20 protein-coding genes are annotated in these 14,583 nt (G+C 68.7%); 8 read left to right on the top strand and 12 right to left on the bottom strand.

All coding sequences use genetic code 11. The annotated features are described in order from the left end of the window. Nucleotides 1-34: 34 nt before the first annotated feature. Nucleotides 35-682, bottom strand: coding sequence for a TetR/AcrR family transcriptional regulator (locus ACZ5XZ_RS33610; RefSeq protein WP_468985076.1), 648 nt, complete (start codon nucleotides 680-682; stop codon nucleotides 35-37). 162 nt (nucleotides 683-844) lie between these two features. Here ACZ5XZ_RS33610 and ACZ5XZ_RS33605 point away from each other — a divergent pair, with 162 nt between their 5' ends. After that, complete coding sequence (locus ACZ5XZ_RS33605; RefSeq protein ID WP_468985074.1) at nucleotides 845-2,071, top strand: acyl-CoA dehydrogenase family protein; 1,227 nt, start codon at nucleotides 845-847, stop codon at nucleotides 2,069-2,071. A 133-nt stretch (nucleotides 2,072-2,204) separates the two neighbouring features. Here the strand turns inward: ACZ5XZ_RS33605 and ACZ5XZ_RS33600 are convergent, their stop codons facing one another. From ACZ5XZ_RS33600 to ACZ5XZ_RS33590, 3 genes are all read right to left on the bottom strand, one after another. Next, on the bottom strand, nucleotides 2,205-2,744 hold the full coding sequence (locus ACZ5XZ_RS33600) for a hypothetical protein (protein WP_468985072.1): 540 nt from the start codon (nucleotides 2,742-2,744) through the stop codon (nucleotides 2,205-2,207). Between the two features lie 113 nt (nucleotides 2,745-2,857). Then, nucleotides 2,858-3,409, bottom strand: coding sequence for a flavoprotein (locus tag ACZ5XZ_RS33595; RefSeq protein WP_468985070.1), 552 nt, complete (start codon nucleotides 3,407-3,409; stop codon nucleotides 2,858-2,860). A gap of 180 nt (nucleotides 3,410-3,589) precedes the next feature. Further along, entirely contained in the window at nucleotides 3,590-4,069 is a 480-nt protein-coding gene (locus ACZ5XZ_RS33590; RefSeq protein ID WP_468985068.1) for a DUF6194 family protein, read from the bottom strand. Between the two features lie 87 nt (nucleotides 4,070-4,156). Between ACZ5XZ_RS33590 and ACZ5XZ_RS33585 the strand changes: the two genes are divergently transcribed. Further along, nucleotides 4,157-4,858, top strand: coding sequence for a MerR family transcriptional regulator (locus ACZ5XZ_RS33585; protein WP_468985065.1), 702 nt, complete (start codon nucleotides 4,157-4,159; stop codon nucleotides 4,856-4,858). Nucleotides 4,859-4,907: 49 nt separating this feature from the next. On the opposite strand, the gene ACZ5XZ_RS33580 is transcribed toward ACZ5XZ_RS33585, so the two are convergent. After that, nucleotides 4,908-5,228 (bottom strand): hypothetical protein, encoded by a 321-nt coding sequence (locus tag ACZ5XZ_RS33580; protein WP_468985063.1) that lies wholly within the window; start codon nucleotides 5,226-5,228, stop codon nucleotides 4,908-4,910. 89 nt (nucleotides 5,229-5,317) lie between these two features. Between ACZ5XZ_RS33580 and ACZ5XZ_RS33575 the strand changes: the two genes are divergently transcribed. Continuing rightward, entirely contained in the window at nucleotides 5,318-5,791 is a 474-nt protein-coding gene (locus ACZ5XZ_RS33575) for a MarR family winged helix-turn-helix transcriptional regulator (RefSeq protein ID WP_468985061.1), read from the top strand. A 130-nt stretch (nucleotides 5,792-5,921) separates the two neighbouring features. Continuing rightward, nucleotides 5,922-6,536: a hypothetical protein gene (locus ACZ5XZ_RS33570; protein ID WP_468985059.1), complete on the top strand. Its 615-nt coding sequence runs from the start codon at nucleotides 5,922-5,924 to the stop codon at nucleotides 6,534-6,536. A gap of 477 nt (nucleotides 6,537-7,013) precedes the next feature. Here the strand turns inward: ACZ5XZ_RS33570 and ACZ5XZ_RS33565 are convergent, their stop codons facing one another. Next, a complete protein-coding gene (locus ACZ5XZ_RS33565) occupies nucleotides 7,014-7,655 on the bottom strand; it encodes a S1 RNA-binding domain-containing protein (RefSeq protein ID WP_468985056.1) in 642 nt (213 codons plus the stop codon). Nucleotides 7,656-7,703: 48 nt separating this feature from the next. Here ACZ5XZ_RS33565 and ACZ5XZ_RS33560 point away from each other — a divergent pair, with 48 nt between their 5' ends. Together ACZ5XZ_RS33560 and ACZ5XZ_RS33555 are read left to right on the top strand one after the other, a co-directional pair. Continuing rightward, on the top strand, nucleotides 7,704-7,937 hold the full coding sequence (locus ACZ5XZ_RS33560) for a hypothetical protein (RefSeq protein ID WP_468985054.1): 234 nt from the start codon (nucleotides 7,704-7,706) through the stop codon (nucleotides 7,935-7,937). A gap of 202 nt (nucleotides 7,938-8,139) precedes the next feature. Then, on the top strand, nucleotides 8,140-8,652 hold the full coding sequence (locus ACZ5XZ_RS33555; protein WP_468985051.1) for a glycerophosphodiester phosphodiesterase family protein: 513 nt from the start codon (nucleotides 8,140-8,142) through the stop codon (nucleotides 8,650-8,652). 39 nt (nucleotides 8,653-8,691) lie between these two features. On the opposite strand, the gene ACZ5XZ_RS33550 is transcribed toward ACZ5XZ_RS33555, so the two are convergent. Together ACZ5XZ_RS33550 and ACZ5XZ_RS33545 are read right to left on the bottom strand one after the other, a co-directional pair. Beyond that, the gene (locus ACZ5XZ_RS33550) at nucleotides 8,692-9,306 is read right to left on the bottom strand and encodes a hypothetical protein (RefSeq protein WP_468985049.1); all 615 of its coding nucleotides are present in this window, start codon (nucleotides 9,304-9,306) and stop codon (nucleotides 8,692-8,694) included. Nucleotides 9,307-9,452: 146 nt separating this feature from the next. Beyond that, nucleotides 9,453-9,812 carry a MerR family transcriptional regulator gene (locus tag ACZ5XZ_RS33545; protein ID WP_468985046.1) on the bottom strand — a complete coding sequence of 120 codons (360 nt, stop codon included), beginning with the start codon at nucleotides 9,810-9,812 and terminating at the stop codon, nucleotides 9,453-9,455. An 81-nt stretch (nucleotides 9,813-9,893) separates the two neighbouring features. On the opposite strand from ACZ5XZ_RS33545, the gene ACZ5XZ_RS33540 reads away from it, so the two are divergent. Then, nucleotides 9,894-10,703 carry an alpha/beta fold hydrolase gene (locus ACZ5XZ_RS33540; RefSeq protein ID WP_468985044.1) on the top strand — a complete coding sequence of 270 codons (810 nt, stop codon included), beginning with the start codon at nucleotides 9,894-9,896 and terminating at the stop codon, nucleotides 10,701-10,703. 174 nt (nucleotides 10,704-10,877) lie between these two features. On the opposite strand, the gene ACZ5XZ_RS33535 is transcribed toward ACZ5XZ_RS33540, so the two are convergent. From ACZ5XZ_RS33535 to ACZ5XZ_RS33525, 3 genes are all read right to left on the bottom strand, one after another. After that, entirely contained in the window at nucleotides 10,878-11,333 is a 456-nt protein-coding gene (locus ACZ5XZ_RS33535) for a hypothetical protein (protein WP_468985041.1), read from the bottom strand. After that, the gene (locus ACZ5XZ_RS33530; protein ID WP_468985038.1) at nucleotides 11,330-11,716 is read right to left on the bottom strand and encodes a DUF1963 domain-containing protein; all 387 of its coding nucleotides are present in this window, start codon (nucleotides 11,714-11,716) and stop codon (nucleotides 11,330-11,332) included. Before ACZ5XZ_RS33530 ends, ACZ5XZ_RS33535 begins: the two co-directional genes overlap by 4 nt. A gap of 258 nt (nucleotides 11,717-11,974) precedes the next feature. Then, nucleotides 11,975-13,015: a vWA domain-containing protein gene (locus ACZ5XZ_RS33525; protein WP_468985035.1), complete on the bottom strand. Its 1,041-nt coding sequence runs from the start codon at nucleotides 13,013-13,015 to the stop codon at nucleotides 11,975-11,977. Between the two features lie 282 nt (nucleotides 13,016-13,297). Here ACZ5XZ_RS33525 and ACZ5XZ_RS33520 point away from each other — a divergent pair, with 282 nt between their 5' ends. After that, entirely contained in the window at nucleotides 13,298-13,690 is a 393-nt protein-coding gene (locus ACZ5XZ_RS33520; RefSeq protein WP_468985032.1) for a hypothetical protein, read from the top strand. Between the two features lie 322 nt (nucleotides 13,691-14,012). On the opposite strand, the gene ACZ5XZ_RS33515 is transcribed toward ACZ5XZ_RS33520, so the two are convergent. Next, nucleotides 14,013-14,546, bottom strand: coding sequence for a DinB family protein (locus ACZ5XZ_RS33515; RefSeq protein ID WP_468985030.1), 534 nt, complete (start codon nucleotides 14,544-14,546; stop codon nucleotides 14,013-14,015). Nucleotides 14,547-14,583: the final 37 nt, after the last annotated feature.

Here is a 14,583-nt window from a genome sequence, read left to right as displayed (position 1 = left end):
GTCGCGGCTTCGACATCGCGGCTCCGGCTCCGGCTCAGAAGCCGGGGCCGCCCGCGCGGTCCTCGACCGTGGCCAGCTGCCCCCACAGCAGATCGGTCAGCTGCTCGACCAACTGCTCGCGGGAGCAGGGGCGTTCGCGCAGCCACCAGTCGCCGGCACCGTGCATCATCCCGACGATGCCGTGCCCCCACACCCGGGCCCTCAGCTCGCCGCCCTGCCCCAGGTCGAGCCGGTCGGTGATGACCTTGGCCAGCTCCTCGCCGAGGCGGCGCAGCAGCGGAGCGGAGTGCCGCCCCACGTCGAAGCCGGACTCCGGGGAGTTCTCCTCGTCCGAGGGGTGCATCAGGAAGCGGTAGACCTGCGGGCGGGTCTCGATCGCGAGCAGATAGGCGTCGAGGGTGGCCTCGACCCGGTCCCGGCGCAGGACCGGCGCGTCCAGCGCGGTGCGCAGATTGTCCAGCAGGGCGTCGGTGTGCCGTACGGCCAGTGCGCGGTACAGCCCGCCCTTGTCGCCGAAGTGCCGGTAGAGGATCGGCTTGGTGATGCCGGCCTCGGCGGCGATGGCGTTCATCGACGCGTCCGGGCCGTCGCGCAGCACGATGCGCTCCGCGGCCTCCAGCAGCTCCCGCCGCCGGCGCTCGGTCGCCGAATGACGGCCCTCGCTGTGCTCTGTGCTCTCCATGGTCGTGCTCCCCACCCGTTGTGAATCTGCGGCGCTCGCGCAACGTAACACCCGTACTCCACCGCGAATCCGCCGCCGGGGGAGTTGACAGTGCCTACTGGCGAGTAACACACTACGGGTTACCGCTAGTAACATCGTACTGCCTGCAGCGCTGGAGGGGACATGGCCGAGTTCACCATGGAGCTCAACGACGAGCAGAAGGAAGTCCGTGACTGGATTCACGGCTTCGCCGCCGACGTCATACGCCCCGCCGCCGCGGAATGGGACGAGCGCGAGGAGACCCCCTGGCCGGTCATCCAGGAGGCAGCCAAGATCGGAATCTACTCGCTGGACTTCTACGCGCAGCAGTACTTCGACCCGACCGGCCTCGGCATCCCCATGGCCATGGAGGAGCTCTTCTGGGGCGACGCGGGCATCGCCCTGTCCATCGTCGGCACCGGCCTCGCCGCGGTCGGCGTGCTCGCCAACGGCACCGAGGAGCAGATCGGTACCTGGGTGCCGCAGATGTACGGCGACGCAGACGACGTCAAGGTCGCCGCCTTCTGCTCCTCCGAGCCCGACGCCGGCTCGGACGTCGCCTCGATGCGTACCCGCGCGGTGTACGACGAGGCCAAGGACGAGTGGGTCATCAACGGCACCAAGACCTGGGCCACCAACGGCGGCATCGCCAACGTCCACGTCGTGGTCGCGTCCGTCGACCCCGAGCTCGGCTCCAAGGGCCACGCCTCCTTCATCGTCCCGCCGAACACCCCAGGACTCTCCCAGGGCCAGAAGTTCCAGAAGCACGGCATCCGCGCCTCGCACACCGCCGAGGTCGTCCTGGAGGACGTCCGGATCCCCGGCAGCTGCCTGCTCGGCGGCAAGGAGAAGCTGGACGAGCGGCTGGCCCGTGCCCGCGAGCGCGCCAAGGCGGGCGGCGAGCGTGTGAAGAACGCGGCGATGGCCACCTTCGAGGCATCCCGCCCGGCGGTCGGCGCGATGGCCGTCGGCACCGCCCGCGCCGCGTACGAGGAGGCCCTGGAGTACGCCAGGACCCGCGAGCAGTTCGGTCGCCCGATCATCGACAACCAGGGCGTCGCCTTCCAACTCGCCGACATGCGCACCTCCATCGACGCGGCCCGACTGCTGGTCTGGCGCGCCTCCTGGATGGCCGTCAACGGAAAGCCGTTCACCGCCGCGGAGGGCTCGCAGTCCAAGCTCTTCGCCAGCGAGACCGCCAAGAAGGTCACCGCCCAGGCCATCCAGATCCTCGGCGGCAACGGCTTCACCCGCGAATACCCCGTCGAGCGCATGCACCGCGACGCCGCCATCTACACCATCTTCGAGGGCACCAGCGAAATCCAGCGTCTGGTGATCGCCCGCACCCTGTCGGGCATGCCGATCCGCTAGGGCTGACCAACTCCCCGCCCCCGGCGGGCAGTTCACTCACGCGTCGAAGGCTCCGGCCCATGCAGGGGCGGGGCCTTCGACGGGCGGTCCTGCCGATACCGTAGGCGGCTGCTGCGCGGACGGCGTGGGAGAGCTAACGTTCCTGGTCCGCCACCTCCAACGCCTGTCTCGCCAGACCTACGAACGCGACGAAGGCGTGCCGGAAATCCTGGTACGCGGCGTCGTATTCGTGCCTGCGCTCGGGATCGTCGTCACCGATGAGCGCCTTGAGCAGCGGCTGTACGCGTCGCGCCATCTGCCGCACCTGCTCCGCCGCGGCGGAAACCTCAGCGGGACCATCGAGCCGGACCTCATGGGTCGCCCTGTTCATGTTCCCGATGGCCGGGCCGATGCGCTCATACATCTGCGTCAGCAGCCGGTCCTTGCTCGCACGGTCACGCGTCGCGTCGACGTCGTCGATCTGCCAGGTGACCTCTGAGAAGGCGTGCGCGCAACTCATCATCTCCCGGTACGTGGACCGACGCCGGTCGCGCTGCTCGCGAAGGGCCTCTGCCGTTGCGGTTGTTCGGGCTTGGACCAGCGCCGCGCGTGAGGTCGCCCGCGCGGTGATGTAGCTGGCTCCGAGTGCGGTCAGTGCAGTGAGGACGCCGACCCACAGTCCGCTGTTCGCCATGATCGAGGAGTCTGCCAGCCGGGAGCGCCGTTGCGGCAGCCCGCGAAGAGGCCCACCAGCACCCCACGTGACGCCGGGACCGACCCCGCGCGGGGGGTAGGTGCTGTCCGGGGTCAGCCGATGGCCGGCAGTGCGTCGATCGCGGCTTGCCACGGGTAGGTGCCGAGCTCGCCGTAACGGAGTTGGTGCGGTACGAACCCTCCCTCGCCGTGCAGCAGGGTCACGCCGGCGACCCGTAGGAAGTCGATGTTGCGGGTGACGGCCGGGTGCGCGTCCTGGGCGTCGTTCCAGTGCGGCAGGGCGACGATCGGCAGGCCGAGCCCGATGCCCTCGGTGATCAGCCCGAGCGCGAGCGTGTCGCTGATGCCCGCAGCCCACTTGTTGAGGGTGTTGCTGGTCAGCGGGGCGACCAGCAGCGCGTGCGGCGGCGGCAGGACGTCGTCCTGGCTGGGGAGCTTGTACTGGTGCCGGACGGGGTGGCCGGTGAGCTGCTCCAACGCCTCGATCTCGCCCTCGGCGTCCTCGTTCGCCCACCGGTACGCGGACGGGGTGAGGATCAGGCAGACGTCCCAACCCGCCTTCTGGGCAGCGTGGACGGGGATCTCCAGACGGCGAGCGGGCGGTGCGGCGCAGGCGATCAGGTACAGGGTGTGGGTCTTGGTCATCGGGGCAGTCCACCGCGATCGGCCACCCCGCGCAACGGTGCCTCTTCGGACGTGAGTTGCTCGGCCTCACGGAGCGTCTCGACGGCCGTCCCGAGGGAGCGGGGTGGTGACGAGGCAGGTCGGCAGTCGGGGCGCCGGCGTGTGGCCGCCGCCCCGGCTCAACCCCGTCTCCGGGCCGCTCTATCGCGTGGTCGAGTCGGCGCGTCGCCCGTGGCGTGAGCGTGCGAGGTGATGGGCCGCACGCAGCAGCTCACGGGTCACCGCCTCCGTACGCTCGCCCGGGTTCACCACCGCCAGCCAGCCGACGGCGCCGTAGACGGGGTGCGCGATCACGGTGTCGGTGGTGCCGGGGTCGACCTCGGTGGCGGCCGGTTCGCGTGGCGCGTGACCGGCCCACCGGATGAACGCTTCCTTCCCGGCGGCGATGTTCACGCGGAAGGTGTCCGCCCGGTCCAGACGTGATGCCTCGTCGCCGGGGTAGTCCTTGGTCACGATCGTCGCGAACGGTTGGGCGGTTGCCGGGGCGACGCCGTCGGGCGCGTAGTGGAAGAACGTGTCGCCCCAGCTGATTTCCGGTGAGCCGTCGCCGGGTGCCGGCCTGACGGTCAGGACGCCGTCGAGGCCGTCCACGAAGCTGATGATCTCGTCCATGGTGGTCATGTGCTCTAGCGTTGCATTGAAGTGCTTGTGGAGACTTCGGGGCCGAGAGGGAGGAGATTCACGTTGCCAGGTCTCAAATCGGGGGACATGCGCACGGTCGACGTCGCGCGGTGTGTCGGGTACTCCGTTCAGCAGATCCGCAATCTCGAGCGCGACGGTGTGCTTCCGCCGGCGACGCGCACGCCCACGGGCTACCGGATCTATGGGGAGGTGCATCTGCAGTCCGCGCTGGCCTACCGCGCCCTCGCGGCAGGCGCGGGTCCGACGGAGGCCAAGAAGATCGTGCGGGCCGTCCACCAGCTCCCCACTGCGCAGGTGCTTGCCCTTCTCGACGCGGCGCACGCCCGGCTCGACACAGAGCGCACGGAACTGAGTCAGGCCAGGGAGGCCGCCCGGGCAATCGCCGGCGAGCCGATCGGGGACGTCAGTGCATCGGACTCGATGGGCGTTTCCGAACTCGCCACCGCTCTCGGCGTGCGCCCGTCGACGTTGCGGCACTGGGACGCGGAGGACCTCGTCGTCCCGGACCGCGACCCCGTGCGAGGAACCCGCCGATACACACCGACTCAGGTGCGCAATGCGCGGATCGTCCACCAACTGCGCAAAGCCGGCTACCGCATCGCACCCCTTCGGGCCCTCATACCGGAGCTGGGGCGCGCCCGCCGACTGGAGGAGGTCGCCTCCGCGCTGGCTGCCAGGGACGCCGGCCTCACGGCTCGCTCCAGAGCCCTGCTCGACGGTGCCGCCGCCCTCAGCGCTCTGCTCTCCCTACGTGGCCAGGCGACCTGATCCCGCTTGCTTCATCCCCTTGCTTCATCCGCTTGCTTCACCCGACGCGCTACGCGACCTCGGCGAGGATCCGCTCCACTGCGGGGGAGCGGGGCCGGAAGACGTCGAGGAGGCCGATGGTGCGCAGGACGGGGGCGAGTTCCCGCAGCTGAGTAACGACGGTTGCGTGCTCGGGAGTTCCCTCGGTGAGGTCGTCCAGTCGTAGGGCGTTGGCGACGAATGCAGCCACCGAACCCTTGCGGACGGTCAGCCCGTTGATCGCGGTCGAGTCGACCCCCTCGGGCAGGACGTCTTCGGGGCGTACGACGGGCGGGTGCGGGTGCGGGTCCTGGTGCGGGGGCTGGTGCTGCTGCGAAGACGAATGCGACATGACCGGTCCTTTGCGTGTCGAATGCACGTGCTTTCTGCACGCATTCGACGGTAGCAGGACTCCGTGCTTTTTGCACGTATCATCGAGGCGTGAGTGAAACGACGCATGACAGCGCGTCCGCCGCCCGCGTGGCAGCAGCCATCGGGGCGCTGACCCTGCGGGCCACCCGCGCCGGGCTCTACGGCCGGTTGACCTCGGGAGTGGAGGGCGTGGACGCCACGACCTACCCGGTGTTGTCCGGGCTCGCTCGGGTGGGCCCCGTCACCGCCACCAAGCTCGCCGAGGTGATCGGGATGGACCGCACCGTCACCACCCGCTATGCGACCAGGTTGCAGGAGGCCGGGCTGATCGCCCGTCGCCCCGACCCGGCTGACGCCCGTGCCACCAGGCTGGCCCTCACCGATGAGGGCGAGCGGGCGGTCACGGCGCTGCGCGGGGCGATGGAATCCTTCCTGGCCGAGGAGATGGCGACGTGGCCGCCGGGTGAGGCCGCCGCCTTCGCCATGCGCCTGGAGCGTCTGACGGAGGCGCTCGCTCAGGGTGGGGCGGACCGTTCGCGCTGATGCGGGTCACGGGCTTCACGGGGTGCGCCGGAGCACGGGCCACCGAGCGTGGCCTTCGCTGTCAGACCCGGGCGATAGCGTGCACGCCACGCACGTCAACCACTCGACTCCGTTCCGTACCGGGAATGACATGACCGACGCCTACTCGTCCAATGCCTACTCGCCCATTCCCGAACTGAACTTGCTCAAGGAGTTCTCCGACGGCCCTGGAGAGGGCTACTTCTCGGACGGGTTCGAGTTCCACGAGTACGACCGACCCGACGCCGGTCTGGTGGAGTGGCTGTGCCTGGAGGGGCGGGAAGAGGAGGTCCGAGGCCGACTCGACCGGCTCACCCCGTTCGCCCAGGCCACTGGCTCGGGCTCGTTCTACGCCCTGTGGCACTGCGACGACCGCACCGACCTCGCCACCCTTCCCGTCATCCGCTTCGGCGACGAGGGCGATCTCGACATCATCGCGGGACTGCGAAATCTGCTCCGGCTGCTCGCGATCGACGACGAGTGGTTCACCCCTTGGGAGGAGGAGCGCGAGGCGGACCCCGACGAGGAGCACTCCCCTGGCCACGAGGCGTACTTGGCCTGGCTGAAGGAGACGTTCGGCCTGACCCCTCCCACCGATGCGGAAGCCGACGAGATCCTGGGGTCGGGCGGCAGGGAGCACGGAGCCCGGTTCATCGACTGGCTGGAGGAGTTCGGATCCGAGGAGATCGACTTCGACTCGTGGCGCAAGGAATTCGCCGGCTCCTGAACGTGACGGCGCCATGGATCGGGCAAGTTGGCGAGATTCTGTCGTTGATCCGCAACGCCGTCGGGCGGGGTGCAACGAGCGGGGCGGCCGGCTCATCTGGGTAGTCCGGACATCACGGCGCCGCACACCGCGCAGGCCACCGCACACGTTAAGGCCGCGCACAGCGGCGTCCTGCAGTACCGCGCGGTCCTGTACGGCCTGACCGGCCCGAAAGATGGCCATCCCGTACGCGAGAGGACCTCTGACCTGGCGACGGTGGACGTCCGCTGAGCCCCACCGCGCGGCCGCGGACAGTCGGAACAAGGCCGCGGACGGCCAGCCACAGGCCGCGGATGGTCAGCACAACCGCTGCCCGCGGCCGCGCGGTTCAGGACGGATACGGATACCTGATCCGGCTCGGGCGGATGTAGTCAGCGAAGAGCCCGCCGTATTAAGGCGGCCAACCATGGAAACTTCCCCTCAGCCCTCCGCCCAGGCTTATGCCTCCGGTGACCCGGGACAGGTGGGCGTCGGACCAGTTGGCGATGGCATCGAAGACGGCATGGTAGGTGCGCTTTGTCGTCGAGAGAGGGACAGTGTGCGCCGCTGTCGGTCAATCGCGGTGACGACAACCGTGACCTCGTCGCCGGCCTGGACGACATCCGACGGGGCCTCCAGGGGTGTTGATGTGAGTTCCCGTAGAGGGATCAGCCCCTCGATGCCGTCGGCAACCTGAACAAAGACGCCGAACGGGACCAACTTGCTGACCGATCCCTGTAGTTGCTGTCCCACTGCGATGCGGTCGGCGAACGCCTGGAAGGGATCCGGCTGTGTCGCTCGCAAAGACAGTCTGGCCTCCATGTTCCATGTGTCGAACTGGAGGAACTCACCTGAAACGCGCTGCCCGACCTTCACGACCTGCGAAGCTGCTTCGAAGCGCGACCAGGACAGCTCGGCGAACGAGACGAACCCGACGCCGGGGAAGACCGGATGGTCAGGGCCGTCGTCCAGCGCCACGAACACGCCGAACCCTTCGACCGCTGTGACAGTGCCGGAAAGGAGGTCGCCATGGTGCAGAGATTCCAGGAAGGCCCACAGTTCCGGGTGCTCAAGCTCTGGGTTCTCAGACCGTTCGCCCATGGCGCCCACCCTAGAGGGGCTCCGTTACGCAATACGTAGGCTCGCGGCATGCACTCGCATCTGCGTTTCGAGAATCCTCCTGCCCTGTCTCACGACGTGGTCGTCGAGGTGCTGGAGCGGGCCCTCAAGGACACGGTGCATGAGTTCGAGGCAGCGACCGTCTTGGTCGGGAGTGCGTTGAACGACGACGATCGGGAATTCGTCGAGCACTGGTGCGTGCAGGTCGGGACCCGGGCCGTCGACGGCTTCGACGACATCCGGAGCTTCCTGCACCTCTGGTGAACTTGGCCGTCACCACCTCGTCGAGGAGCAGTTCTCGCCCGCATCCCCGGCGTCGACACCACGGTCGCCGCCACATGGCAGCGAGCCACCGCCGGAGGCCGGGCGGCAGGGTGGGGAGAGTGGGACAAGATCTGCGGGAGCAAAGCCTGCGGTATCAGGGGAGGTTGGTAGGGGAGAGGGAGCTGAGGGTACGGGTGCGGAAGTGGTCGGCCGTCCTTTGGTGATCACTCACCGGGCGGGTACCGCGGACTTCCCGGAGAACACCGTGCGGGCCATCGATGGCGCGTTGGCGCACAAGGTCGACATGATGTGGCTCAGCGTGCAGGCGAGCCGTGACGGCGTCCCCGTCCTGTACCGGCCCGCGGCCGCGTTCGAGCTGCGCCGCGACGTAACGGTGAGCGAGAAGTTCACCCTCGGCGAGGGGCGAAGCCCCGTCAAGCAGGCACTGATGTGGGACCAGGCCGCCGCGTCCTGTTTCCACACCCACGCCGCGGTCAGGATTGTTCTGATCGGCATCGAGACCCAAGAACGACTACACCACCGCCAGGAGCCTGGACGCCTACGCCGTCCTGGCGGACTCCCCGGAGCGCATGATGAAGATCAAGAACGAGACGCCAGTACCGCCTGCCCGGTAGGACCGCATACCCGCTCCGCGAAGACGACGAGCGGCTGCAAAGCGTCGCCGGCGGGTCCGCATGCCGGCCTCTGCCCGTAGTCGTAGAGCCGTAGAGCATCACGGCGAGGTGTTCGGGTGTCATGCGTCGGCCTGTCCCGTGGGGCCCGTTTCGGCAGTGCGACGGGTCCAGAGGGTGAGGTCGCTGCTGGTGGCGACCGCCAGGGTGCGTCCGGACGGTGAGAAGCCGGCAGTCCGCAGTCCTGAGTAGTTGGAGTCGAAGATGTGCCACCAGCGCTCGCCGTGTGGTCCGCTGTGGGGCATTCCTCCGTCTGTGGAGAGCAGGACCCGGTGGTGTGGCCATTCGGGGCTGACGACTTCCAGGCTCCAGCCGTCGCATGTGGTGGTGTGGAGGCCGCCTCCGAAGAGTCCGGCGATGCGCACACGGGTCCCGGCGATCGGTCCGAGTCCGGGGCACGAGAGGTCAGGGACTGCGTCCGGGGTGCTGTCGTCGGGATCAGGGTCGCGGTCCCTGGCTATCTTCTCTCCGGTAAGGGTGTCGAAGAGCCCGTGCCCGTCGACCGAGACCACCATGACCAGGTCGTGGCCGGTGCCGGGGGCGACGGCGAAGCCGATGCCGAGCAAGCCGCCTATGGGGTTTCGCCTGCTCAGGACCGGGCGCCAGGGAGCAGGCGGAGGAGTCTCGGGGACGGAGAGGAACCGTTCACGCAATCGCTGCTGGTACTCCGAGATCAAGGTGCTCCCTCACGTTCAGGCAGTCAGGCCGTCAGGCAGGCACGGCCGTCGGCCGGCTCAGGGGCGGTTCCGGGCTTCGGGCCGGACAGATCCGCTCGGACGTCTTCTGTCTCTCTTACTCGGGCCAGCCGTGTGACAGCGCCGCCTCAGCCAGCCTGGCGGGCGAAGTCCTGCGGCGCGGCGTCCAGAACGGTGTCGAGGAGAGCGCGGGACGTACTCAGCGCCTCGATCTCGTGGGTCATGCGCTCCCGTTCGCCCCTCAGTTGCCCGACGAGGTCGGGGCAGGCGGGTGCGAGACGGCCGCCGCCGTCGCGGATGCAGGGGAGGACCTGGGCGATGACGGCGGTCGACAGTCCGGCCATCAGCAGACAGCGGATGCGTCGCACGGTCTCCAGGTCTGCCTCGCTGTACTCGCGGTAGCCGCTGGAAAGGCGCCGGGGAGCGAGCAGGCCCTGCTTCTCGTAGTAGCGCAAGGAGCGTTCGTGCACGCCGGCACGCTGGGCCATCTCCTTGATCCGCACCGGAACTGACCCTCCCCGCTCAACGACTTGACTCTGACACCAATGTCAGAGTTTAGCGTCCTGCACATGGCTTCTGAACAGGCATTTCTCCAGGCACACCGCTACCAGCTCGATGTCGACGTACGGGGCGACGGACCCGCGCTGCTCCTCGCGCACGGTGCCGGCGGCGGTATCGAGGGCAACTTCGGTCTCGTTCTCGACGATCTGGGGCGGGACCACACGACGATCGGCCCGTCCTATCCGGGCGTGGGCCGTACGCGCCTCCCGGACACGCCGCTCGACCTCGACGCGCTCGCCGACGCCGTCGTGGCCTCCGCCGTCGACCGCGGGCACGAGCGGTTTGCCGTGATCGGCGAATCGCTGGGCAGCGCAGTGGCGGTCCGCGCAGCGACCCGGCGCCCCGAACGCGTCACTGCCCTCGTGCTCACCGCCGGATTCGCGGCCCCCGACCCCGTGCTCGGGGGTGCGGCGCACCTCCTCGCCGCCCTCGGGAAGGCGGGCGAGTGGCGGGCTGTGGCCCGGCTCGCGCTGCTGTCCTGCCTCTCGGAGCGCCAGCTCACCGCGATGTCCCCAGAGGACGTCGAGGCAGCGGTCGACGGCGCGCTGGCCGCGATACCCGCCGGGATGCTGGCCCACTTCGAGCTGATCACGCGCCTGGACGTCCGCGACGACCTCGGTCACGTACGCGTACCCACCTTGGTGGCGGTGCCGACCGGCGACCGGCTGGTGCTACCCGACAGCCAGCGTCGACTCGCTGCGGGCATTCCCGGAGCGACGACGGTCGAGATCCCCGGTGGCGGGCACATCCTGGACGAGGCGGACCGGGCGGTGTGGCTGGGGCACGTACGGCGGTTCCTCGCCGAGACGGGCGTGTGACACCCGGCCGCCGGTATCGACGTCTTCACGCCCGCCACATTTGTCGTCGTCACAACCGAGTCGCTGCCGGTCGGGTGCGGGTGCGGGTGCGGAGGCGGGCCGGTGGCAGGGCGGCGCGCTGCCCGTGGACCAGCTCGGCGCGCTCCTTACAGACCGGATCCAGTCGTCCGGTGGTCACCAGATGTCCGGGGTCGGAATCGCCCGGCTGAAGTCGCCGACCCGCAGCGCATCGGTGGGTATCGACCAGTGCATCCAGCCGCCGTCGCCGCCGAGGTACCACTCGCCCTGTCCGGACAGCTGGAGCAGGTGGTGGTAGGTGGTCGGGTCTTCGCCCCACGGCACCATCGGCGAACTCCCCGTGGGGAACTTCGGCCATCCAAACGCTATGTCCTCGGAATCGAGCGCACCCGGCCGCTCTGCCCCGTCGGCGAGCAACTCCTCCACATGCTGACCGGGCATGGCCCTGGCCATGTGGTCGACCTCGGGCCCCAGGTCCAGGGTGCGCCAGGCCGGATCCCAGGTGTCGGGGAAGTCGAACCCGGGCGTGGCTGCCCAGGGGACCGGATCGAAGACGCTCGACCGAGCAGGTGGGTCCGTCTCGACGGCGTGTGCGGAACGGGCTGCGATCACCTTCCCACTTGCGGGGCGAAGGGGTCGTACTTGAGCGCCAGCTCGTAGGAGTCGGGATCGCACTGCTCGGAGTCGGTGTCCAGGGAGAAGAAGTTGAGCAGGCCCGTCCCCGCCGGGAGGACGTCGTCGAGCCAGGGGGCCAAGGCGTCGATGTCGAGGATAGCGATCAGGCTCAGCGGAAAGCCGTCGCAGGTCGGCCAGGGCGTGCCCGGTTCGAGCATCGCCCGGCCGCCGAACCGGCTGTGGCCGGCGGCGTCGCCGGGACCGGCCTCTGCGAGTGCGAAACCGGGGCGGGCGAGGCGGACCAAGCCGGCGGCCAGGTCCGTGCCAAGTCGATCGGCACAGAAGTCACGGAGGGCGGAGCGGGCGGTCTCTGGATCCATACGGGCAGTTAAACACCCGCCTCTGACAGTCGGGTCGGGCCACACTGTTGCCACAGGTTCCACGCCAGTTCGGCCGTGCGGGCCTCGGCTTCGGCCAGGCGGGCGGCGATCCACGGCCGTAGGTCCGCCTCCAGCTCGCCGACCTCCTCAGCGGCAGCCCCAGGTGCTTGCCCGCGCCGGTCCTCGGCGGCGCTTGGCGGTACCGCCTGCGGCTGGGACTGGCGCCCCGCCAGTCGGACCGGCGGGGCTTTCCAGCCGTCAGTTCATCAGCATGAGCCGTGTGTTCGGCACCAGCTTCCGGTTCACGCTGGTGCTCTGCACAAATATCGTGAAGTCGTCGTTGTGGTCCGGCTTGACGCGAACTTCCATGTCCGGCAGGCCGAGCAGGGCTCGGGCCTCCGGCCCCGTGTACACCCGGTCCGTCTTCTTCTCCAGGACCGCGATCTGCTTCTGCGCCTGTATCTTCTCCGACTTGCTCAATTGATAGAACGCACAACCGTTACGGAAGGTGTGCCCGCATTCGATGACCCATTCCCGGATCTTCGCTTCGCGGGCCACCGGGATCAGCTGGTACTCGGACGGATTCACCGGCGTGAGACCGGCCGCCTTTATGGTGTCCTTGTTGACAGCCTCGGCACCCGTAGAGAACACCGCCCGGGATCCCCGAATGCCCTGGGAACGGCCCACCATGAATTTCTCGGTCGCCTGCTGGATGACCTGCCCGGCCTCCTCCAGACCCTGAGTGCTCGTGGCGTCCCAGATGGCGATGTTGTCCTTCGGGAAACCGCACTGCATGGCCTCGCGCTTGCCCATCTGGTCCGGCACAAGAACGGCCAGTGTCCAGTTGTCCTGCTGCGTCTCGATCATCTCGGCCACGGCCCGCACCAGTTCACGCGGATCCCTGGCAGGGGCATCGGGGCAGCGATGGCTCGCGTTCTCCTGTCCGTCAGTCAGCACGAACGTCAGGAAGCTGTGGTCGCCGTAGAGTTGAGCCGTCTGTGCCAGCTCCCGCTGCGACTTCAGCGTGGCCGCCAGCAACGCCGTCATTCCACCGACTTGGTACAGCTGCTTCAGGGACGGCATTCGCAGCACGTCCTTGTCGTAGATGACGCACTCCACCTTGTTCGCGAAGACGTACACCGTCACGCGGGTTTCCTGGTCCAGCTCCTCCGATCGGCGGGCCAGATAGGCAATCTGCTGGTCGGCGACTTCGACGACCTTGCGGCTCAGCTGCGACATGGACGAACTGGCATCCAGCACAAGAGCAACGTGATTGATGTAGTTCTGGGTCCCGGACATAACTGCTCCCCCTTGTTCCGACTCGATGCATCGATCCTCCCACCCACCACTGACAATCGATCTTGAAGCGCAGGTCGGAGGCGGACCCGGCACCCCGATGTCCGCTCGTCCGGCTACAGCAAGGTCCGCGTCCCCACCGGCATCGGCCGCGACCACCGCTGGGACCGCCACCGGGATCGCCACCAGGACCGACGCGCGCGTTCAGTGGTCCAGCGGAGCTCGGCGCCGCCCGAGCCAGCGAGGCAGGTGCACTGGCTCCGGGCGGCCGGCGGGTGGTGAGGAATGATCCGTGAGGTGGTGTTGGGGATGTGCCGCAACATCCACCGCAGCCTGGTGCCGGGTGGAGAGTTCTTCGTGCTCGCCCAGAAGCCCGACTACCGGTTCGACTGTCCGTCCCTGGACAAGTACGGGTTCCGCTGCGAGCCGACCGGCGAGGAAATCGAGACGGGCCCGCGGGCGCGGGTCACGGCTCTTCTCGACCCGCAGCCGATCAGCATCGTCACCACGGCCCCGCGCCGCGAGGTCTACGAGGAGTGTCTGCGGGCGACCGGGTTCAGTGTGGTGGAGTGGGTACCGCTGCAGGTGTCCGAAGCCGGCATCCGTGAGTTCGGCGAGGACTTCTGGGCGGACCTCCGCGCGAACCCGCCGCTGGGGATGCTGCGTTGCCGCGCCTGACCGGCGAGCTGGCTTGACCTTGAGTACGGTTTCGTCGGCAGTGAGAGCCCAGAGCCCAGAGCCCAGAGCCCAGAGCCCCGGCCCGTTCCAGCGCGGTGGCGCCGGAAGACGCCAAGACGCCAGGACGCCAAGATGCCAAGACGCCAAGATGCCAAGACGCCCGGCTTGCGGACCATGGCGGCCTCCAGGTAGCGGCCCAGCTCCAGGCAGCAGCCGATCTTCACGATCAGCCGCTTGTGCCGGGCCGCTTCGCTTCCACCTTCTTGTCGCAGACCAACCAGGTGGGAGGCCTCCGGCAGCACCCAGTCCGCCTGTGCGGTAGTCAGGCGTAGGGGTTGCAGACGAGGTAGCCGTCGACGCGGCTGAGCCGGTCCGACTCGGGGTCGGGCGGGAGCGCGTGGCCGAGGTTGTCGGCCCGGACCTCGCTGATCCACTGGTCGTGCTGGTACTCGTGGTTGATGAGTGCGGTCAACAGGTGGGTCGCGACGATGGACAGCTGGGTGGGGGCGCCGACACGTCCGGCGGCGATGTCGCCGATGCGGACGTGGACCCGCTCGGCGACAGTGTCGCGGAACGCGGTGAGCCGCTCGACCGTGGGAAGCGCGCCGCGGAACTTCTCCGGATTCGCGGAATCCATCACCGCGTCCAGTTCCGGGTCGGGGCTGGGCTCGGCCGCGGTGAGGTTGCGGATCATGAAATGGGCGACATGGGCCTGGTGGCCGAGGTGCCAGCCGATTGCGCTGAAGTCCTCATGTGGGCGCCAGATGACTTCATCTGGGGTGAGGTCCTTCCACAGGTCGTCGGTGTAGGCGCGGGCGCGGTCGTACTCGCGTAGCAGCGTTTGGAGGTCGTGCATGACTTCACCTTTCGGTGTGGGGAAGGGAGGGGGAGGG

The organism is Streptomyces sp. NPDC033270, assembly GCF_055576575.1.
Note: the sequence above shows the minus strand (reverse complement) of the source record. Positions and strands in the feature narration are given on the sequence as shown.